Source organism: Roseimicrobium sp. ORNL1 (assembly GCF_011044495.1).
Taxonomy (GTDB): domain Bacteria; phylum Verrucomicrobiota; class Verrucomicrobiia; order Verrucomicrobiales; family Verrucomicrobiaceae; genus Roseimicrobium.
On sequence record NZ_CP049143.1, the window covers coordinates 6,154,179 to 6,174,597 of the forward strand.

The window sequence follows — 20,419 nt, forward strand, 5'->3', positions numbered from 1 at the left end:
CCTCTGCCGGAAATTTCCCACCAGGTCATCTGCAGTCGGCGCGACTCAGGTTCCCTCCAAGCATTTGCATTGCATGCAGCCCATCATCGAACTGCGAAACATCCGTAAAGTTTACCGGCAAGGTGAATTTGAGACGGTGGTTCTGCAGGGCATCAACATCACCATCAACCCTGGTGAGTATGTCTGCATCATGGGCCCGTCGGGTTGCGGCAAGTCCACCCTGCTGAATGTGCTGGGCTGCCTGGACCAGCCCTCCACCGGCCAGTACCTGCTGGGTGGCGAGGACGTGGCGGTCCTCAATGACGACGATCTCTCGAAGGCGCGCTGCCGCAATCTGGGTTTCATCTTCCAGAGCTACAATCTGATCCAGCAGCTCACGGTGGTGGAGAACATCGAGGTACCGCTCTACTACAAGGGCGTGCCTGAGCAGGAGAGCCGGGCGATTGCAGAAAAGCTTGCCGGGCAGGTGGGACTGGCCCATCGCCTGCATCACAAGCCGAATGAACTGAGCGGCGGCCAGCAGCAGCGCGTGGCGATTGCTCGTGCCCTGGCCAATGATCCGCTGATGATTCTGGCGGACGAAGCGACAGGCAACCTCGACTCCAAGTCCGGCAAAGAGATCCTCGACATTTTCGATGACCTGAACTGCGCGGGGAAGACCATGGTCTTCGTCACGCATGACGAGCGCATGGTCCAGCGCTGCACGCGCGTGATTCGCCTGAAGGATGGCCTCGTGGAGAAAGATGAACCCGGTGCTGCAGCAGCCCGGTTGCTCGCTTCCGGTGGAAAGCAAGGCACCTCGGTGGTGACCCAGTTCCCCGCGGAATCCGCAGTGCCTGACGCACATGACCCCCACCTCGCTGCTGCTCCTGTCCTGGCGCACTGACCGCGTGACATTCTGAGATGTTTTCCCTCGCCTCTCATCCCATCCTTCGCCTTGCGATGTCTCCCCAGCACATGTGGAGATCCATTGTGCTGGGATCGAAGAGCATCTGGCTGCACAAGCTGCGGTCCATGCTCACGGCATTGGGCGTGGTGTTTGGCGTGGCTTCCGTGGTCGCCATGCTCGCGATTGGTGAGGGCGCGAGTCATGAAGCGCAGGAACAGATTCGCAAACTCGGCTCACAGAATGTGATCCTCGAAAGCGTGAAGCCACCGGACAACCAGGGCCCCGGACAGCAGACACGCAGCATGGTCATCGAGTACGGCCTGACCACGCGCGACATCAATCAGATTCGCCAGACCATTCCGGGTGTCTCCATCGTGGTGCCCAGTCGCATGATCAGCGAGTATCTCTGGAACGAGAGCAACAATCTCGATGCCTCCATCCTCGGCGTGCTGCCCATCTATCCCGAGATGCGCAACCGCCACCTCGTGAGCGGACGCTTCTTCACTGAGGTGGAGTTTGGAGATCGCATCCCAGTGTGCGTGCTGAACCAGACCGCGGCTTCCCGGCTTTTCCCGCTGGCCACGCCGGTGGGCAAGTCGGTGCGTGTGCGGGGATTCTACTACCGCGTCGTTGGCGTGATCGAAGACGAAAGCCAACGTTCCACAGGCGAAGACGGCGCTTCCAAAACCGGTGGCACCAAGAGCAACAGCACCGGCCAGATGATCATCCCCTTCAGCACGCTGATGGATCACTATGGCGACACGTTCTTCCGCTTCCGAAGCGGCAGTTTCGAAGCGGAGAAGGTGGAGTTTCACGAAGCCATCGTGCGCGTGCATGATGTGGATGCCGTGATGACCCGCGCGGATGCCATCCGCCACCTGCTGGCACGCAATCATCCACGCGAAGACTATCGCGTGACCGTGCCCATTGAGTTGCTGCGCCAGGCCGAGCGCACGAAGCGCATCTTCAGCATCGTGCTGGGAAGCATCGCCGCCATCTCACTGCTCGTGGGTGGCATCGGCATCATGAACATCATGCTCGCCAGCGTGACGGAGCGCACGCGTGAGATCGGCATTCGCCGTGCACTCGGCGCGCGTCAGACAGACATCGTGCTGCAGTTCCTCATCGAAACCGTGCTGCTCGCTGGCGCGGGCGGTGTGATTGGGGTGGTGCTGGGGCTGGGCATTCCCATGGCCATCAGCCATTTCGCCGGCGTCACCACCGTGATCAAAGCCTGGGCGCCGACGCTCGCCTTCTCCATCTCCGTCTTCACCGGCATCGCCTTCGGCATCTATCCCGCCATGCGCGCCGCGAAGATGAATCCGGTGGAAGCGCTCAGGCACGAATAAGGTAGCGCCATACTACAGGCGAGTAGCAGACTACTTTTGATTGGCCGCAAAAAGACGCAAGAGAACACAAAAAAGGAGCAGCGATGGGCGCTGCTCCAGTGGTGTGGCCGGGTGGCCCTACGCGAGGTTTAATCCTTGGATTCGATCCGCTACCTTCTGCGTTTTTTGTGTCTTTTTGCGGCTACTCAGTTCAGTGGAGACTCACCCCAGATCCTCCGGCCGCCACTTCTCCAGTGCGAGTGCGGCAGCGCCCACGGCGCCGGCGAACTCACCGAGTTCGGAAATGCGGATGGAGATGCCGGGGTGGTAGTCGCTCTCGAACTGGAGAGCGAAACTCTGCACCGGCTCAAGGTAGGCACTGCCCAAGCGGGTGAGCGGACCGGCGAGCACGACGATTTCAGGATCGATCAACTGCGTCATCTGGGAGACGACCCAGCCGTGAACGGCAGCGATCTCACGCAGCACGAGCAGGGCGACTTCGTCTTCCTTCTCCACGGCCTCAAGGAAGGCGTCGAGATCTGCCGTGTCCGAACCTTTCAACTCAGCATAGCGAGCGGCGGCGGCACCGGCAGAGCCGGCCTTTTCCACCGTGGCACCAGGGCGCCATTCCCACTTCTCCGCCTTCGCGTCGAACACGGGACAGTTCCACCCGCGGATTTCTCCACCAAGTTCCTGATGGCCCGTAGCGAGCTGCCCACCTCGGATCACGCCTGCGGCCACGCCGTAGCGTACGCCCAGGCAGATGAGTTCCTGGCAGCCCTGGCCTTCACCGAACCAACGCTCAGCCAGCGCCATGGTGCGAATGTTGTTCTCAATGAAGACGGGCACTTTCATCGTCTTCCCCACCTGCTCGGCGATGGGCACATTCTCCCAGCCCGGCACGTGGACGTAGCGAATGGCCACGCCATTGCGTGTATCCACCCGGCCCGGCACGGCGAGGCCCACGGAGAGCAGCGGAAGCTGAGTCTCCTTCTGCAGGTCCACGAGAACGTCCGTGATCTGTTGCATCACAGAATCCGCACCCTGGTTGCCCTTGAGCGAAATCTTCCGGCGCGCAATCGGACGCTGCGCAAAGTCGACGGCGGTGGCAAAGGCCATGTCCGCATAGAAGTCCAGACCCAGGAAGCAACCGCGCGCGGGATTGGGGCGAAGCTTCGTGGGCGGACGACCCGCCTCCTTCGTGGGCTCCACGGTTTCGGTAAAGTAACCGCCGGCCACCAGTGAATCCACATGCCGGCCAATGGTGGACGCCGCGACTCCGAGGACGCGCGCGAGCTCCACCCGGGAGAGGCTTTCGTAGTCTCTCACCTTCCGGATGATTTCGGCGCCGAAGTCGGCGTTGTCCTGCACTTTGAGTCCCAACATGAGCTTTTAATCAGGTAGTTCCTTATCCTTCGTCTCCGGTAGAAAACACAGGAACACAAGCCCCAGCAAGAAAAATCCCGCCAGCAGCGTGATTGCCGTCCGGAGATCCAATTCTTGTTTCAGCCACGCGGAGAGCCAGATAAGCACGGGCGCGGCGAGAATCCGGCCCGTGTTAAAGCAGAACCCCGAGCCGGTGGCGCGGAGGTGCGTGGGGAACAATTCAGGGAAGTACACGGCGTATCCCGCGTGGATGCCCAAGCCGAAGAAGCCGAAGAGGGGCAGCAGACAAAGCAGCAACCCATAGCTCCCCACGGCGGAGGGCACCCAGCAAATAATTACGGTCATGACCAGCGCACAGATGTGCATCATTGCGAAAGTTGCACGACGACCGAACCGGACACTCAACGGGCCGAAGCACAACATGCCCACGGCAGCCCCGCCGGTCTGGATGAACCCGTAGGCAAACTTTCCCCGGCTGGCGGCTTCCTTGGCGTCCACACCCTGGCTCTTCAGCAGTTCCTCTGCCAGATTTTGCCCTGCCACCACCACGCCCCAGAAGGTCGCCAGCCCCACCATGGCGAGCAAGGCGCCGAAGATGGCCCGTGACCGCCAACGGGCGTCCCCGAGGAGATCGGAGAAACTGCCGAGTTTGTCCGCTTTCGTCTCCCGTGCCTGCACCCAGGACTCGGGTTCCTTCACGCTGATCCGCACCCAGAGGACCAGCAGCGCCGGGACCACGCCGATGAGGTAGGCCATCCGCCAATGCTCTCCCACCGCCAGACCCGTGGCTGCCGCAAGCAAGCCTCCGATGACGCTCGATGAATGGAAGATGCCACCCGCACGCGCTCGCGCCTTCGCAGGAAAAACTTCCGCGACCAGCGCCGCTCCCACGGCCCACTCACCCCCAACTCCCATGGCCACGAGGAAACGAAGCACTCCCACATGCCACAAGTCCGTGGCCATCGCGGTGAGTCCCGTGAAGATGGAATAGAAGAGAATGGTGAGCGCCATCACCGGCTTGCGCCCCCACTTGTCTGCCAGCGAGCTGAAGAGCCAGCCGCCAAGAGTGCCGCCGACGAGGAAGATGCCGAGGAATCGCTCGCCCCACGCCTTCACCTCGGGCGAGTTCGCGGGGACCTTAAGCAGATCCGGCAGCATGTCGCCCCTCGTGATGTTGTAGATCTGCCCTTCAAACGCATCGAAGATCCAACCTGCGGAGGCGATGGTGAGCACCAGCCACTGGTACCGGGTCACGCCTTGATACCAGGGACCTTCCGTGCGGACCTTCCGATCATTCATGCGTGAAGAAACTCGCGAAGGTTCACCGTCTTGCCAGTCTCGATGGATTCCTCCGCCGCCAGGCACAAGGCGGTGCTCCACAGGCCGTCATTTCCCGTTGCGACAGGAGCCGTGCCTTCGCGGATGCAACGCACGCACATGGCGATCTCCTCGCGCAGCTCGAAGACCTCGCCGGACTTCTGTGTCATCTTCACCTCCTCGATTTCTTTTCCATCGAACACCCGGAGGGAAAAACTGGGATCGAGCGTGCGATCCATCGCGCCGCTCCATGAGGCCCAGATCGCTCCCTTGGTCCCGGCGACCTTCACGGTCTGATGGTGCTCGAAGGCCGCGAGTGTCTGCGAGACCACAGCATAGGCGCCGCTTTCGTACTTCATGATGGCGCTGAAATTGTCATGCAGGTGCGGGCGCGCTGGGTCGATGGAGTTTCCAGCGGCCATAATGGTGGCGGGTTCTCCCTCCCCGCTCAAGTACCACCGGGCGAGGTCGAAAAAGTGAATCGGCTCCTCCAGCACCCAGCTGCCGACGCGCGCACCGTCATAGCGCCAGCCACTTGCGCCGAGCCGGTAGGGTTTTCGCGACAGTTCCACAAGGACATAGCGCGGCGTCCCGATGATACCCTGCTCGATGCGTCGTTTCACTTCACCCCATTGGGAGGAGAGTCGCAGTTCGTGGCCGATGGCCAGCAGCCTGTTTTTGCTCGATGACAGGTCGACCAGCGCGCGGCAGTCCTTCACACTCAAGGCCATGGGCTTTTCCAGAAGCACGTGGCACCCTGCTTCTAGGGCGGCGCGGCACGCTTGCAAATGGGTGTGGCTGGGGGTAACGATGTCCACGATGTCGAGGTGACCGGCAGCCAGCATGGAGCTGACATCGGTATGGATCGTGGCGTTGGGGTAAAGGCTACGCGCTTCAGCGCGAGTGACTTCTGATGGGGCAACGATGGCCCTCAATTCGGCATCCGGACAGTTTGCGATGGACTGGGCATGCATCCTGCCCCAAGCCCCAAATCCTGCTAATCCGAAAAAAAGTTTCTTGCTCATCGCTCCGAAAGTACGTAACAAAAGTATCAGAATAAGCCAAAGTTATTTTTGCCCGAAAAATAAGTAGTGCGTGATGGCGACATCCGTGCTTCCTTTGGTTGGTTCCAAATCCCCCCAACCCACCCCCCCGTACCTTGAATGCTCCCCCCAGCATCCCGATAAGGACGATCCCACGTGCCGCGGAAGTGTCGTGGTTCTCTGCCCTGTGCTCCGATGATTTTCAGTATCTCGGCGTGCCGGACGGAAGTTTGAGAAGCAGCTTCGAGCATTGCTCGAGCATCGTAAAGAAGGCCGATGAGCTTGGCTATCAGAACATCCTCCTGCCCTCCGGCTTCGTGCCAGGACAGGATGCGCTGGGCTTCGCCTTCTCCATGGCGGTCCTGACAAAACAGATCAACCAGCTCGTGGCCCTGCGCATGGGTGAGGTGCACCCGCCCATGCTGGCACGCGCCATCTCGTCACTGGACCATATCGCGAAGGGTCGTCTCGCCCTGAACATCATCTCCAGCGACATGCCGGGGCTGAAGGAGTCCAACGAGGAGCGCTACTCGCGCAGTGATGAGATCATCCAGTTCCTGAAGCAGTGCTGGACGCAGGAGACTGTGGAGTTTCACGGGCGCTTCTATGACTTTCATCCGCTGCCCACGGATCCGGTGAAGCCGTATCAGCAGAACGGCGGACCGCTGCTGTACTTTGGCGGCATCTCCCCCATGGCCCAGGCGCTGTGTGCGAAGCACTGCGATGTGTTCCTGATGTGGCCGGAAACCACACCGCTGCTCACGGAAACGATGCGTGGAGTTGCCACTCAGGCTGCGACTCATGATAGGAAGATCGACTTCGGTCTGCGCATTCATGTGATTGTGCGTGAAACCGAAAGCGAAGCCCGCGAGGCCGCACGCAAGCTGGTCTCCAAGCTCGACGACGCGAAGGGTCTTGAGATCAAATCCCGATCTCAGGATAGCAAATCTGCCGGCGTGCTGCGTCAGGATGCCCTACGTGAAGCGGCCGATGACGAAGGTTACATCGAGGAACACATCTGGAGCGGCATCGGTCGCGCCCGCAGCGGTTGCGGCAGTGCCATCGTGGGTGACCCGGATCAGGTGTATGCGAAACTCCAGAGCTACATGGATCTCGGCATGCGTTCCTTCATTCTCAGTGGCTATCCGCATCTGGAGGAGTGCGACCTCTTCGCGAAGTACGTGCTGCCCCGCATGCAGACGTGCCGGCTGAATGAGGTGCAGGGAAGATTGCCGAAGGAGACACCGGTGACGCCGCTGACGACGGGGGTGAGGAAGTAGGGTCGCACATCCCAGTTCATGGTTTTCCTTCCTTGGAAAAAGGATCGAGCGGAGTTGTATCTCCGCTTGGTTCAGGAAGGGGCACGAATTGCCGTATGCTATCCGGATAGTTCATCACCCATCCTCCCCATCGCGTGCCAAGCCAAAACTCCGCCGCCGAGCACCAATGGTATTTTACCTTCGCGCCGTGTTCCGCAGCCTCGCGATACCAATGAGTACTCAAGTCTGCGATGAGGCATACTCGCTGACCGCCCTTGAGTTCAACACCCGTCGCAGCCCGGTTGAGCACCGAGGGTGGTTGATCCCGCAGATGGATATTCCCCAACGTTGAAATACGCATATCTTCCCTGCCCACATCCGCCATGAGAAATACCAGCGGATATCGGCTGGTGTTCTCCACTTCGATTTCGACCAGTTGAGGATAGGTGGGATCTGCTGCCGCTGCGGCCAGTGGATCCCTCACGCGAAAACGTAAAGGATTCTCGTGACTCCAACACAGGGCCAGGTAAGTCACTGGCCCTGACATCAAGAGGACAAAGACTGCGACGATCCAAAGCTTGGTGCGACGGGACATGACTTAAATGATGAAGGTCGTTGGGAGGAATCTCACTGCCTCCCCACCTCTTCATCCTCCTCCACATTTCCAAGCAGCGGACGAAGACGCAGGTGTTCCGGCTTCTCAAGCTCGGGATCCTGATCGAGAGTGCGCTCGGCGAGTCGGCGAGCCAGCGTGATGAGCCGGGTGTCTGCCAGCATTTCGCCAAAGAGCAACGGGGCCTGACCACTCTGGGCGATGCCGAGGACGTTGCCGGGGCCGCGGCGTTTTAGATCTTCTTCGGCAATGCGGAAGCCGTCGTGGGTCTCTTCGAGCAGGTGCAGGCGTTCCTTCGCTTCCTTGTCACCTTTCGCGATGAACAATACGCACCACGAAGTGTGGGAGCCACGACCGATGCGGCCTCGCAATTGGTGGATCTGCGCGAGGCCAAAGCGTGCGGCATCGTGAATGAGCATGACGGTGGCATTCGGTACGTCCACGCCCACTTCGATCACCGTGGTGCTCACGAGCGCCTTCAGTTCGCCCGAGCGGAATCGGCGCATGACTACCTCTTTCGCGTCGCTGTCCATGCGACCGTGTAACAATCCCACGGCATGCGGAGAGAGGCGTTCACTCCATTCGGCATGTCCCTTCACCGCGGCGCCGGCGTCGAGCTTCTCTGACTCCTCGATGAGGGGATAGACAATATAACACTGCCTGCCCTCTTCGATCTGCGTGCGGACGAACTTGGTCACCTCATCCACCTTCGTGACTTCGCGCACAGCGGTGATGATCTTGCCACGTTCCTTGGGGCGCTCGTCGATGGTGGAGACATCGAGGTCGCCGTACATGGTGAGCGTGAGGGTGCGCGGAATGGGCGTGGCGGTCATCACCAGCACATCGGGCGCTTCTCCACGAGCAATGAGGCGGGCACGCTGGGCGACGCCGAACTTGTGCTGCTCATCGATCACCACGAGGCCGAGCTTCGAGAGGGCGGATTCATTCTTGCCATAGAGCAGGGCGTGGGTGCCGATGAAGATGTGCGGCTGGGTAGAGCCGCTCGTGGAACCGGAGCCCGTCTTGAACTCAAACAGCTCCAACGCACCTCCATCCGCCTTCTTGTCGCCGGTGCGGAGGCTTACGCGCATGCCCAGCGGCTCCAGGAGGCGAAGCGCGTTTTGATAATGTTGCTCGGCGAGGATTTGTGTGGGCGCCATGAGAGCACCCTGCCTGCCGGACTCCACGGCGATGAGCATCGCAGCGAGCGCGACCACGGTCTTACCGCTGCCCACATCGCCGTGCAGGAGGCGATTCATCGGCTGAGGCATGGCCATGTCTGCGGCAATCTCACGCAACGAGCGATCCTGCGCACCCGTGAAGGCAAAGGGGAGCGATGCGAGGAATCGCTCCAGCAACTTCCCCTCCGGTTTCAATGCATGACCACCGGTGTGCTTGAAGCGCAAGCGACGCCGCACGACACGCAGTTGCAGAATGTAAAACTCCTCCAGCGCGAGGTACCGGCGCGCCTGCTCCAGCACCTGCATCTCGGAGGGCTTGTGCAGGGTCCGCAGCGCTTGCGCACGGCCGAGCCCATCGAACTCGCCACCTGCTTTGGGAGGCGGCAGCAGGTCGGCCATGCCCCGCTCATCAAAATTCTCCAGCACGTGCCAGATGGCGGCGCGCAGCATCTTCTGCTTCAGCGCTCCCCTGAGAGGATAGATGGGCACGATGCGCCCGGTGTGGATTTCCGCCTCGCCTTCTTCGTCGCCCTTCACGACCTCATACTCGGGATGGCCCATCACGAGACGATCTTTGATCTGCTTAATCTTGCCGTACACCATCATCTCCATGCCCACGGCGATGGCCTTCTGCAGGAAGGGCATGCCAAACCAGCGCAAGGTGAGTTGCTGGTGCATGGGATTGTCCTGCGCGGCCTCCACCACAGCTTCGAAGTTCCCGCCACGCCGTCCGCCGAAACGCATGACCCGCGTGCTGAGCACCTTGACCTGATGACACACGGGCACTTCGCTGGGAGAGAATCCCTTGAACTCCATGCGCCGCCGGTCCTCATGGCGCGAGGGCATGTGCAACACGAGCTGGCCCACCGTAGCGAATCCTTCCTTGCCCAGAGCCTTGGAAATGGCAGTCGACAATCCCGGCACATCCGAGAGCGGTGCATCGAGGGACAGGGATGACTTGGGGGAAGAAGCGGGCAAGGGAGTGGAGCGGCTCAAGATGACTGGAACAGGGGTGCAGTATTCAAGCGAAGAGTGGGGAAGCCAACATCAATCCGCCAAGGCATTGCATCTGCGGCTTGCCTTCGTCCATCACCTGCGCTGCACTGGTGCCATGGCCAACGATACCTCTGCGCTGCCCACGGGATTGCTGCTGGATAACGTCTATCGCGATCACGATACCGGCCCCGGCCATCCCGAGCAACCGGACCGGTACAAGGTCGTCACCGAGGCCCTCACCGGGGCAGGACTCGTGCAGAAGACCCAGCCGCTGACGCAGCAGCCTTGTGAAGATGATCACATCCTGCTCTGCCACACGAAGGCGTATCTGGACATCGCCAAGCGGGATGTGGCGAGTGGTCGTGACGAACTCAGCACCGGAGACACCGTCATCTGCCCGCGTTCCCTGGATGTCGCGCAGCGGGCGGTAGGCGGCGTGGTCCATGCCGTGGACCTCGTCATGAGCGGAAAGCTGAAGAACGCCTTCTGCGCGGTGCGTCCACCCGGTCACCACGCCAGGCCTGCGCAGGGCATGGGCTTCTGCCTGTTCAACAACATCGCCATCGGCGCACGGCATGCGCAGAAGAAACATGGTGCGGCCAAGGTGCTCATCGTCGATTGGGACGTGCATCACGGCAATGGCACGCAGGACATCTTTTATGAAGACGGCAGTGTCTTCTTCTTCAGCTCGCACCAGGCGCCGTGGTATCCCTTCACGGGCTGGGCAGAAGAGACCGGCACTGGCAAAGGAAAGGGCTGCATCATGAATGCCCCCTTCCCCGCCGGCTCTGGCATGAAGGAAATTGGTGCTGCTATCGAAGGCCCGCTCGCGGAAGCCGCAGCAAAGTTCAAACCGGATTTGGTAATGATCTCGGCAGGCTTTGATTCGCGCATCGACGATCCCCTGGGTCGCTTCACGATCACGGACGAGCAGTTTGCTTCGCTCACGAAGACGCTGCGCAAGTTTGCCGAGGAACACTGCAATGGCCGCATCGTGTCCGTGCTGGAAGGCGGATACAACCTGGACGGACTCGGCAAGGCGGTGGCAGCGCACGTGGGCGCACTGGTATAATATCGTAACACGAGATACTTTTCAGCACGCTGGCGAGCAAAGCAGTTTGCCCGGGGCACTCTCCTTGCTACATAGCGGGAAATGATCTCCAAGCTGCCGAAGTGGGTGGGCATCGGGGCGTGGGCCCTGGCGTTCGTGGCTGGCATGATCAATGTGGTGGGCTTCATGAGCTTCGAGCACCAGGCGGTGACGCATCTCACAGGCACAACCTCCATGCTGGGCGCCGCCATTGCGGAAGGGCGCAGTCGGGATGTGATGGGACTGGGGCTAGTGATCGTCTCCTTCCTGGCGGGAGCGATGCTGAGTGGGGTCATCATCCAGGACAGTGCGCTGCGGCTGGGGCGGAGGTATGGGGCAGTTTTGGTGCTGGAGTCGTTTCTCCTCTGTGTCGCTGCGCTTCTGCTGAAGTCGCATCACACCACCGGCATGTACCTGGCTGCGGGAGCCTGCGGTCTTCAGAACGCCATGGCCACCACCTACAGTGGGGCGGTGATTCGTACGACGCACCTCTCCGGCATGTTCACCGATCTGGGCATCTCGCTGGGGCATCTCTTGAGGGGCCTGCCCGTGGAGCCGCGACGCCTGCGCATTTCCTGGATCATCATCTCGGCCTTCCTCGCGGGCGGCATTGGCGGTGCAACCGCCTTCCACTGGTGGAGCTACAATACGCTTTTCATCCCTGCGGCGGTGACTGGACTGGCGGGCATGGCGTATGGCATCTATCGACATACCCACCGCTGACTTCCTCCTTCCGATTCATGCCTCCTGATTTCGTCTCCCTCGATAAAGCGCACGTCTGGCATCCCTTCACGCCGATGCAGGACTGGTGCGCGCCAGACCACGAGCCCATCATGCTCGTGGATGGCGAAGGCTGCTGGCTCACCGATCAACACGGCAACCGTTATCTGGACGGCAACTCCTCCATCTGGACGAATATCCATGGCCACCGGCATCCCCGCATCCATGCGGCGATCAAGGGGCAGCTCGACCATGTGGCGCACACGTCCTTCTTGGGATTCGCCAACCCACCCGCCGCGCAACTCGCCGCCGAACTGACGGCACTCATCCCCAGTGGCAGGCTCAACAAGGTCTTCTACACCGACAACGGCTCCACCGCGATCGAATCGGCGGTGCGCATGGCACTCCAGTACTGGCAGCAGAATGGCGCACCGCAGCGCACACGCATTATCTCTTTCGATGCAGCCTATCATGGTGATACCCTCGGCGCGGCGAGCTTGGGCGGGATTCCGCTTTTCAAAGGAAGTGGAAATCAATTCGGATATGCCGTGCAACGCATCGGGTCGGCGGAGCAACTCGAGAAACTGGATGACCTTGGGAATGTCGCCGCAGTCATCATTGAGCCCCTCATTCAAGGTGCAGCCGGCATGCGTTTGTGGCCGAAGGACATGCTGAAGCAGATCGAGACGTGGTGCCGCGCGCATGATATCTTCCTGATTCTCGATGAAGTGATGACCGGGTTTGGCCGCACGGGGAAGATGTTTGCGTGCGAGCATGAAGACGTCGTGCCGGACTTCTTGTGTCTCGCGAAGGGGCTCACGGGAGGTTATCTTCCCCTTGCCGCCACGCTTACTACGCAGCGTGTGTTTGATGGATTCCTCGGCGATGTGAGCGAGGGCCGCACGTTCTTCTATGGCCACAGTTATGCAGGCAGCCAGCTAGGTTGTGCCGCGGCACTGGCGAGTCTGGAAGTGTTTCGCGAGGAGCGGTTGATTGAGCAGTTGCCTGCGAAGGTCGCATCATTCACCTCCGTGCTCGACACGCTTCGCGATCATCCACAAGTGATCGACATCCGGCAATGCGGACTCATTGCTGGCATTGAAATCGGCAAGAGCAAGGAACCGCGAGAAGAATATCCTGCGACAGATCGCATGGGGGTTAAGGTATGTATCGCCGCCCGGAAGCATGCGCTGCTGACGAGGCCGGTGGTGAATACACTCGTGCTGATGCCGCCGCTGTGTGCCACGGAGAGTGAGATGCGGCAGATGGCCGGGGCCTTACGTGCTGGTGTCGATGAAGTGTGCGGCAAAGGTTAGCGATGCCTTAATTTCGTGGCAGTCTTGTCGCGTCAGGGCACCAGGCTAAGATGATGCAACTAACTCACTCACTTGCGGGTCGATCTGCGCGCTTTGCGTCTTGGAGTGAGGTGGCAAGCGTTAGCGCGACACCGCTTTGAACGAAGCCCACATCGTGGCAAAGCGCTAGATGCCTGTCAGCACCAAAAGCCCAGCCTTCATAAGGTCTACAGCGTTCGAATGACAGGGAAGATTAGGGCGTCTCATTCCTCCGCTCAAAGCGGTGTCGCGCCTTAGCGCTTGCCACCGCACTCCAAGACGCAAAGCGTTCCGTCACCACCAATCACGATTTACTCTCGCACTCTGCCCTTCAATCATGAGGAGAAAGTGACACACTAACCTTAAGCTCTCTACCGACTCCCCTTCCCACCATTCTCCCGCAGCTCCTGAATCCACTCCTTGAAGGCCTCCTCCTTCGCAATGGCACGTTTCTTTGGGTCCGCGATGTTGATGTCCTGCGTAGCCCGCGCCTTCATGACGGCGATGATCATGTCTTCCTGCCGTTTCTGTCTGAACTGGTCCAGAGTCAATCCGTCCTTCAGAAGCTCCTGTTCGAGAGCAGCCTGACTGCCGCCGAAGTTGTCCTTCACCACCTTCGCGATGTCCTGCTCGACGTACTCCTCCCTAACCCTTCCTCCCAACTTTTTGAAGTAGGCCAGAATCAGAGCCCGATCGTCAGGGATGGCCATCGCTTCCTCCCACTGCTTCTCCTCCTCGGTGAGTTGCCGGGACTGTTGATCAACCACGGGCTCCGGTTTCGATGCGGGTGTGAAGGTGGCAAAACCGCGTTGAGTTTGTGGCTGCGATGAAGCCGTGGAGACTACTGGAAGCTTCGACGCCGGCCCATCTCCACTATGATGTAGAATTAACGGAATACCGATGGCGGCTACCGCCCCGGTTGCAAGAAGGATCTTGGTAGTGGTTGTCATGGTGATCAGGACTGAGGATGCAGCCAGCGCCCCCGTGGCGCTCATGCCTGCGCCGGCCATGCTGACCTTGTTGAGTGAAGTCACCAGCGTGGGTGGCGCCGCTTGCGCCGAGTGTGTTGTCAGCAGACCAGCGAAACCGGCGCCACACAGCACACCATTTTTTGCGAGGCCATCGCGCAGGGCCTGCAAAGCCGTCTCAATCTTTCGGGAGATGGTGGACTGGCTTACACCCATGCGTTGCGCTATTTCCTGCTGGGCACATTGCTCCACGAGGAGTGTGCGCGACTCCTCCGGCAGAGCATCCAGCACTTCATCCACGAGTGGTTCAATCTCTGTCCACGAGGCTTCATGCGCAGGCATGGAGTCATGCCAGTGCTCCGCGACAGGCTCATAGCGCTGCCGCGCCACCTTGCTGCGAATGGCATCGCAGGCGCGTTGTCGCGTCACATGATGCAACCAGGCACCCACGGACTCGATGGTCTGATGACTGGCACGCGCCAGTTTCAAGAAGGCTTCCTGCGCCACGTCCTCTGCCAGCGCCGCATCGCGCGTCACCCGCTGTGCCGTGGCATACACCATGCCCGCATGGGTGCGCACCAGTTCGGCAAACGCACTCGCATCACCGTGGTGATGGTAGCGCTGCAGCAGGGCGAGGTCGGTCTTCATGGCTTCTGATCATGATGCCGCACGCCATGCCCGGTCTATGCAAAAAAGTTCTTGTCCCCGCAGCGGGACCACGCACTCACACTCACTTCCCGTTCAGCCCATGCTGATGCAGCTTCTCACGCAGGGTAAGCCGTGAGATGCCCAGCCATCGCGCCGCCTTGGCTTTATTCCCTTCCGAGAGATCCATGGCAGCTCCGATGAGTTCGCGTTCCATCAGGCGCTGCATTTCCGCGTAGGCGCCGGGGATCTCGCCATCCATGGCGCGGCGCAGCATTTGTCCTGCCGCTTCCGCCAAGGTGTTCTGTTCCTGTCGTGGACGGACAAGGGCGGACTCGGCGATGAGTTCACGCACGTCGTCTTCTGTAATCGTATAGCTGCGGCGTTTCAGCAGGGCTTTGCGCAGGATGTTCTGCACCTGGCGCACATTGCCCGGCCAGGGTTGCTGCTGCAGGCACTGCACCGCCTCGGGTGCGATGGATGCTTTTTCGATGCCGAAGTCTTCGGCATATTTGGCCAGGAAATAGTCCACCAGCAGGGGAAGGTCCTCCGGGCGCTCACGCAGCGGTGGAAGCTGGATGGTGGCCACATTCAGGCGGTAGTAGAGATCCTCGCGGAACTCTCCCTTGTTGATCATGTCCTCCAGGTTGCGATGCGTGGCGGCAATGAAGCGCACATCCACGGGGATGTCCTCGCGACCGCCCACACGCTGGATGCGCTTCTCCTGGAGCACGCGCAGCAGCTTCGCCTGCAGGTGGAGATCCATGTCGCCGATCTCATCGAGGAAGAGTGTGGCATTGTGCGCCTGCTCGAAGCGGCCGATACGCGCGCTCACCGCGCCAGTGAAGGCGCCCTTCTCATGACCGAAGAGTTCGCTCTCGAGGAGACTCTCCGGGATGGCGGCACAGTTCACCGCGATGAAGGGCTTGTGTGCGCGGTGGCCATGCTGGTAGAGCGCGCGAGCGATGAGTTCCTTGCCCGTGCCGGTCTCGCCGCGGATGAGCACGGTCACCGGAGTCGCAGCAATCTTTGCCAGCTCGCGATACACCCGGCCCATGGCGCGGCTCTTGCCAATGAGTGTGTCCTGCTCCTCATACACCCGGCCGATTTCCACCGGCTTCGACATCTGGCGCGCAGCCGCGATGGCCTCCTCCAGCACACTGCGCAATTCCGCGCCATCCACCGGCTTGGGCAGGATGTCATACGCGCCGCTCTTCACGGCGTGGATGGCCACATCGCCATCGCGAGCTCCGGTGAGGAGAATCAAGGGCAGGCGCGGCTTTTTGATATGCACCGTGGAGATGACCTGCAATCCACCCGCGCCAGGGAGCCGGTACTCCGTGACCACGGCGTCCACGTCTTCTCCGAGAGCGGCATCGATGCCCTCCGTACCGTTGGTGGCGATGCTGACTTCATAGCCACCCTCCCGGAGTGCATCCGCTGTGCGCGCAGCATCTTCCGCCGAGGCATCGACGATGAGGACACGGGACGGACGTTTCATGAAGAGGAAGGCGCAGCACCCTCATGGTGAGCATGCCGGATGCCGGATGGAGGGCGCAAGTGGCATCCTCTCGAAATCCCCGCTGCCGCGCAAGTGGTAAGCCGCTTACCACTTGCTGGTCAGCGAGTCACCGATTTCATTCACTTTCAAGCGCATAGAGAAAATAAAGTTCCAACGCAACCAATTCTAAACGAATCACTTACAACTCATCTCAAGCGGTTGGCACGCCCCCTGCCTTATTACCAACCGTCCACCAACTTCCGGTTCACCCTGGAGAGTTTCACCAAAGAAGAGACAACCAACCCGCAAACGAAAGCCAACGAGCCATGAAAAAGATCGAAGCCATCATCAAGCCCCACAAACTCGACGACGTCCAAGAAGCGCTCCGCGCGGTCGGCGTGAACGGCATGACCGTCACGGAAGTGAAGGGCTTTGGCCGCCAGCGCGGTCATACCGAAATTTACCGCGGCAGCGAGTACACCGTGAACTTCCTTCCCAAGGTGAAGGTCGAGGTGCTCGTCTCCGCCGATGTCGCGGATGCCGCCGTGAAGGCCATCCTGCAGGGCGCCAACACCGGCAAGGTGGGCGACGGCAAGATCGCCATCTACAACGTGGAAGACGTCTTGCGCATCCGCACGGGTGAGCACGGGGTGGACGCTCTGTAACTTCCAGTCCCAAATTTTCCGCTGCGCCGCTTCCGCGCTCCGGCTGGAAAACACCCCCAGAAGCACGCGCCCGCCCGGCGCGTGCTTTCTTTTTGCCCGGCCCGGACCTGCAGGCGGCGCGAGCCCTCCCAGGTTGCCGTCCATTGCTAATAAACCCGGTTCACGTACGTTTTACCGATTCATACCCGGCCCGGTTCCTCCCCGGTTCTGGGTCCGGTTCCGCCAGCTTTCCCTCCTTTCCCCTCGCCAACTCAATCCACCCACCATGCATTTCTTCCGCCTGCCCCTGCTGCTTGCCCTTGGTTTGAGCCTTTCTGTTTCTACCCTGAGGGCCGAGAAGAAGGAGGCCGAGGAGAAGCCCGCTGCGGAAGCCGCGGCCACGGTCAAGGAAGGTGACAAGAAGATGGAGGAAGAAGCGCCGAAGGATCCTCTGGCTGAGGCGGAGGCCCTGCTCAAGGCGCATGCCGAGTCGGGCCTCGGCGACTTCGGCAGCACAGAGCCGCTGCAGCGGAAGGACATGCCCGAGCGCGGCATTGTGGCCTTCAACGTGGATGAGAACAAAGCCGTCTTCAGCCCCATGGCCCACTGGGAGCAGTACAACATTCCCATGGAGACCAAGCGCTGGGGCCGCTACAAGGTGCGCGTCACCTACTCCCTGAAGGCGCCTGCTCTGGGGGTGCAGGTGAAGGTTGCCGGCAGCTCGGCGGGATCCGGCGGCACACTGAAGAAGCAGATCAAGGGCACGTCCGGCGCCAAGAACTCCACCTTTGTGGGAGACGTCTATGTGAAGGAGGCTGGTCCACTCTTCGTGGCGCTCTACACGCCCGGCGGCATGGGATTCTCCAACTTCTACCTGCATGAAGTGGCCCTGGTCCCCGCTCCCGAGAGCGAGGACGAACTCGCGCCTGCCGAAAACGGCTGCCTGGAACTCCTGGCCAAGGATGCCACGACGTGGAGCGAGAACATGCGCTATGAGCCCAAGGCCGAGAAGAATTGCCTGGGCTTCTGGACGGAGAAGGATGACTTCGCTGAGTGGGAATTCACCGTGACCAAGCCCGGCAAATACGCCGTGACCGTGCACCAGGGCTGCGGCGCCGGTGGCGGCAGCAAGGTGGCGGTGATGCTCGGCGAGCAGAAGCTGAACTTCACGGTGAAAGACACCGGCGGATTCCAGAAGTGGGCTCCGGTGAAGGCCGGTGAAGTGACCATCACCGAGCCTGGCACCTATCGCCTCGCGGTGAAGCCGGAGACGAAGAACGGCAAGGCCATCATGGACGTGCAGAAGGTGGTGCTGGAGCCGTTGGGTTGATTGGCGCTAAACACTTCTGCAAGCAGTCCGAATGTAGTCGGCAATGGCGTCCAAATCGCTCAATGCGGGCGCCGTCCAGCTTCAGCGAAGGTATCGCGCCATTCGTTTCTTCGCTTCAGCGTGAGACACCACGCGGTTGTCCTCAACCGCTTCTTCACCCCGCGCAATGATTTCGAGGATGCCAACTTTGCGCTGAAGGCGTTCATACCCCTCGACATCGACCAAGTAGGCTGCAGGCCTCCCGTGTTGAGTGATGAGAATTGGTTCCCCATCCGCTGACAAGTCTGCCAGTATTTCAGTAGCGTTGCGCTTGAGACCGGTCACCAACTCGGTTTTCATGCGAGTGATACTTTAGTAGCACTTTAACGCAACGCAAGCCGCAGCGTCGCAGCCGATGGGTTGAACCGGACTGTAGCGCGATTTGGTTTGCCACGAATCGCGCGTTCCGTCAGGCTCGCGGCATGGTTTATCTACAGATCACCCTGCTGCTCCTGGTGGTGCTGACCCAGATACTGCGCCCTGGTGCGATCGCGCGATGGAATCGCCTGTGGAATGCCAAGCTGTACCTCGCGACTTCCCTGGCACGACACCGGTGCTGATGCTCCTCAGCAGGCTGGGTGTGCTGGGAAAGAACTACACCGCTGTCATCCCGTGGCAGACCGCGTTGGAGGGGATTTTCTTCACCATTGCAGTGTGTTGTTATCTCTTCTGCCTTCGTGGTGGGAGTGACAGTGAAGGCGCCAGGGAAACGGGCGAGGAGAGGTAGGGTGCTGAGAGAATGCCACGTTCATACGCCGGCCAGAGGCCAGCGCTCCCAGGGCTGCATGGGTATGCACAAATGAAGAAGGCCTCCGGAGAGGCCTTCCACGCATTCTACATTTCTATTCTCGATCTCAGCCCAGGCCGCTCAGCACCGACTGCATGATGCCAAGGCCTTCGCGGGCTTCGGCTTCAGTCGTGTTCATCGGGGCGAGCCAGCGAATGACCTTGGGTCCGGCGGGTACGACGAGGAGTCCGGCATCCATGAGCAGTTTTGCTACCCATATGGAGGGCAGCTTGCCGCTGGCCTTGAAGGCTTCGTTGGCCTCGATGAGCGGGGTGTTCAGCTCGAAACCGATCATGAAACCAAAGGCGCGCACTTCCGACAGCGCCGGCAGTTTCCAGGCGAGCGCCTCACTGGCGATGAATGCACCCATGGTCTTCGCGTGGGCCGCGAGGTTGTCGCGCAAGATCACGTTGAGTGTGGCCATGCCAGTGGCGCAGGCGAGCGGTGAACCGCCATACGTCGTGCCATGTGTGCCGGCGCTCAGGAGATTGCACAGTCGAGTGCCGGCTGCGTCACCCACGGCGCGATCCCGCGCCCAGAAGGAACCGAGCGGATAACCGCTGCCGATGGACTTCGCCCAACTGATGGCGTCCGGCAGGATTTCATCACCGGGGACAATGCTGCGCCATCCGGCAAGTTCACCGGTACGCCCCAGGCCGCACTGCACTTCATCCAGGAGCAGCAGCAGATCATGCTGGTCGCGCAGTTGAGCCGCGACACGGAGGAACTCGGGCGTCACCGGATTCACACCACTTTCACCCTGCACGGGTTCGAGCAGGATGGCGATGGTGTTTTCATTCACTGCAGCCTTGAGCTCCGCGACATCGTTGAAGGTCACGTATTTGAAACCGGGCACCAGGGGGCCGAAGCCACCGTGGATCTTCTCCTGCGCGGTCGCCGTCATGGTGGCGAAGGTCCTGCCGTGGAAGCTGCCGGTGCAGGTGATGATTTCATAGCGCGGTGAGCCATCCGCCTTGGGCCGGGCGACGCCGAACTTCCTCGCGAGCTTGATGAGGCCTTCATTCGCCTCGGCGCCGCTGTTGGAGAAGAAGCACTTGCCGGGAATGCCCAGCACGTCCTCCACGAGCATCTTTGCCAGCTCACCTTGCTGACGGATGTTGTACCAGTTGGAGACGTGGATCAGTGTCGCAGCCTGCTGGCTGATGGCCTGCACCACCTCCGGGTGGCAATGACCCAGCGGGCACACGGCCACACCACCGGCGAAGTCGAGGTACTCGCGGCCGTCCCTGTCCCAGACGCGTGCGCCCTGGCCGCGCTCGGGCCAGAAGTCGTACCGTCCGTAGTTGGGCATGACGTATTGAGAAATGAGAGAATCGGAATCAGACATG

18 protein-coding genes are annotated in these 20,419 nt (G+C 60.6%); 9 read left to right on the forward strand and 9 right to left on the reverse strand.

Features of this window, described 5'->3' with window-relative positions; translation table 11 throughout:
- Positions 1 to 73: 73 nt before the first annotated feature.
- Positions 74 to 886 carry an ABC transporter ATP-binding protein gene (locus G5S37_RS24600; protein ID WP_165207559.1) on the forward strand — a complete coding sequence of 271 codons (813 nt, stop codon included), beginning with the start codon at positions 74 to 76 and terminating at the stop codon, positions 884 to 886.
- 71 nt (positions 887 to 957) lie between these two features.
- Positions 958 to 2,238 (forward strand): ABC transporter permease, encoded by a 1,281-nt coding sequence (locus G5S37_RS24605; protein WP_240914706.1) that lies wholly within the window; start codon positions 958 to 960, stop codon positions 2,236 to 2,238.
- Positions 2,239 to 2,439: 201 nt separating this feature from the next.
- On the opposite strand, the gene G5S37_RS24610 is transcribed toward G5S37_RS24605, so the two are convergent.
- The 3 genes from G5S37_RS24610 to G5S37_RS24620 are packed head-to-tail and all read right to left on the reverse strand — an operon-like array spanning position 2,440 to position 5,945.
- Positions 2,440 to 3,603, reverse strand: coding sequence for an ROK family protein (locus tag G5S37_RS24610; RefSeq protein WP_165207563.1), 1,164 nt, complete (start codon positions 3,601 to 3,603; stop codon positions 2,440 to 2,442).
- Positions 3,604 to 3,609: 6 nt separating this feature from the next.
- Positions 3,610 to 4,902 carry an MFS transporter gene (locus G5S37_RS24615; protein WP_165207565.1) on the reverse strand — a complete coding sequence of 431 codons (1,293 nt, stop codon included), beginning with the start codon at positions 4,900 to 4,902 and terminating at the stop codon, positions 3,610 to 3,612.
- The gene (locus G5S37_RS24620) at positions 4,899 to 5,945 is read right to left on the reverse strand and encodes a Gfo/Idh/MocA family oxidoreductase (RefSeq protein WP_165207567.1); all 1,047 of its coding nucleotides are present in this window, start codon (positions 5,943 to 5,945) and stop codon (positions 4,899 to 4,901) included. Before G5S37_RS24620 ends, G5S37_RS24615 begins: the two co-directional genes overlap by 4 nt.
- Positions 5,946 to 6,079: 134 nt before the next feature.
- On the opposite strand from G5S37_RS24620, the gene G5S37_RS24625 reads away from it, so the two are divergent.
- On the forward strand, positions 6,080 to 7,243 hold the full coding sequence (locus tag G5S37_RS24625) for an LLM class flavin-dependent oxidoreductase (protein ID WP_165207569.1): 1,164 nt from the start codon (positions 6,080 to 6,082) through the stop codon (positions 7,241 to 7,243).
- 16 nt (positions 7,244 to 7,259) lie between these two features.
- Here G5S37_RS24625 and G5S37_RS24630 read toward each other — a convergent pair whose 3' ends face one another.
- The gene (locus tag G5S37_RS24630; protein ID WP_165207571.1) at positions 7,260 to 7,817 is read right to left on the reverse strand and encodes a hypothetical protein; all 558 of its coding nucleotides are present in this window, start codon (positions 7,815 to 7,817) and stop codon (positions 7,260 to 7,262) included.
- Positions 7,818 to 7,849: 32 nt separating this feature from the next.
- Positions 7,850 to 9,994 carry an ATP-dependent DNA helicase RecG gene (recG, locus tag G5S37_RS24635; protein WP_165207573.1) on the reverse strand — a complete coding sequence of 715 codons (2,145 nt, stop codon included), beginning with the start codon at positions 9,992 to 9,994 and terminating at the stop codon, positions 7,850 to 7,852.
- A gap of 133 nt (positions 9,995 to 10,127) precedes the next feature.
- On the opposite strand from recG, the gene G5S37_RS24640 reads away from it, so the two are divergent.
- From G5S37_RS24640 to bioA, 3 genes are all read left to right on the forward strand, one after another.
- A complete protein-coding gene (locus G5S37_RS24640; protein ID WP_165207575.1) occupies positions 10,128 to 11,084 on the forward strand; it encodes a histone deacetylase in 957 nt (318 codons plus the stop codon).
- Between the two features lie 81 nt (positions 11,085 to 11,165).
- Positions 11,166 to 11,825 carry a YoaK family protein gene (locus G5S37_RS24645; RefSeq protein WP_165207577.1) on the forward strand — a complete coding sequence of 220 codons (660 nt, stop codon included), beginning with the start codon at positions 11,166 to 11,168 and terminating at the stop codon, positions 11,823 to 11,825.
- A 17-nt stretch (positions 11,826 to 11,842) separates the two neighbouring features.
- Complete coding sequence (gene bioA / locus G5S37_RS24650) at positions 11,843 to 13,138, forward strand: adenosylmethionine--8-amino-7-oxononanoate transaminase (protein WP_165207579.1); 1,296 nt, start codon at positions 11,843 to 11,845, stop codon at positions 13,136 to 13,138.
- Between the two features lie 389 nt (positions 13,139 to 13,527).
- Here bioA and G5S37_RS24655 read toward each other — a convergent pair whose 3' ends face one another.
- Positions 13,528 to 14,772 (reverse strand): sigma-70 family RNA polymerase sigma factor, encoded by a 1,245-nt coding sequence (locus tag G5S37_RS24655; protein WP_165207581.1) that lies wholly within the window; start codon positions 14,770 to 14,772, stop codon positions 13,528 to 13,530.
- A gap of 82 nt (positions 14,773 to 14,854) precedes the next feature.
- Positions 14,855 to 16,270 carry a sigma-54 dependent transcriptional regulator gene (locus tag G5S37_RS24660; protein WP_165207583.1) on the reverse strand — a complete coding sequence of 472 codons (1,416 nt, stop codon included), beginning with the start codon at positions 16,268 to 16,270 and terminating at the stop codon, positions 14,855 to 14,857.
- Positions 16,271 to 16,596: 326 nt separating this feature from the next.
- Here G5S37_RS24660 and G5S37_RS24665 point away from each other — a divergent pair, with 326 nt between their 5' ends.
- Entirely contained in the window at positions 16,597 to 16,935 is a 339-nt protein-coding gene (locus G5S37_RS24665) for a P-II family nitrogen regulator (protein ID WP_165207585.1), read from the forward strand.
- Between the two features lie 265 nt (positions 16,936 to 17,200).
- Entirely contained in the window at positions 17,201 to 18,244 is a 1,044-nt protein-coding gene (locus G5S37_RS24670; protein WP_165207587.1) for a hypothetical protein, read from the forward strand.
- 81 nt (positions 18,245 to 18,325) lie between these two features.
- Here G5S37_RS24670 and G5S37_RS24675 read toward each other — a convergent pair whose 3' ends face one another.
- Positions 18,326 to 18,583 (reverse strand): type II toxin-antitoxin system Phd/YefM family antitoxin, encoded by a 258-nt coding sequence (locus tag G5S37_RS24675; protein ID WP_165207589.1) that lies wholly within the window; start codon positions 18,581 to 18,583, stop codon positions 18,326 to 18,328.
- Between the two features lie 208 nt (positions 18,584 to 18,791).
- Between G5S37_RS24675 and G5S37_RS24685 the strand changes: the two genes are divergently transcribed.
- Positions 18,792 to 19,010, forward strand: coding sequence for a hypothetical protein (locus G5S37_RS24685; RefSeq protein ID WP_206026130.1), 219 nt, complete (start codon positions 18,792 to 18,794; stop codon positions 19,008 to 19,010).
- Positions 19,011 to 19,137: 127 nt separating this feature from the next.
- On the opposite strand, the gene G5S37_RS24690 is transcribed toward G5S37_RS24685, so the two are convergent.
- Positions 19,138 to 20,418 carry an aminotransferase class III-fold pyridoxal phosphate-dependent enzyme gene (locus tag G5S37_RS24690; RefSeq protein ID WP_165207595.1) on the reverse strand — a complete coding sequence of 427 codons (1,281 nt, stop codon included), beginning with the start codon at positions 20,416 to 20,418 and terminating at the stop codon, positions 19,138 to 19,140.
- Position 20,419 lies beyond the last annotated feature (1 nt).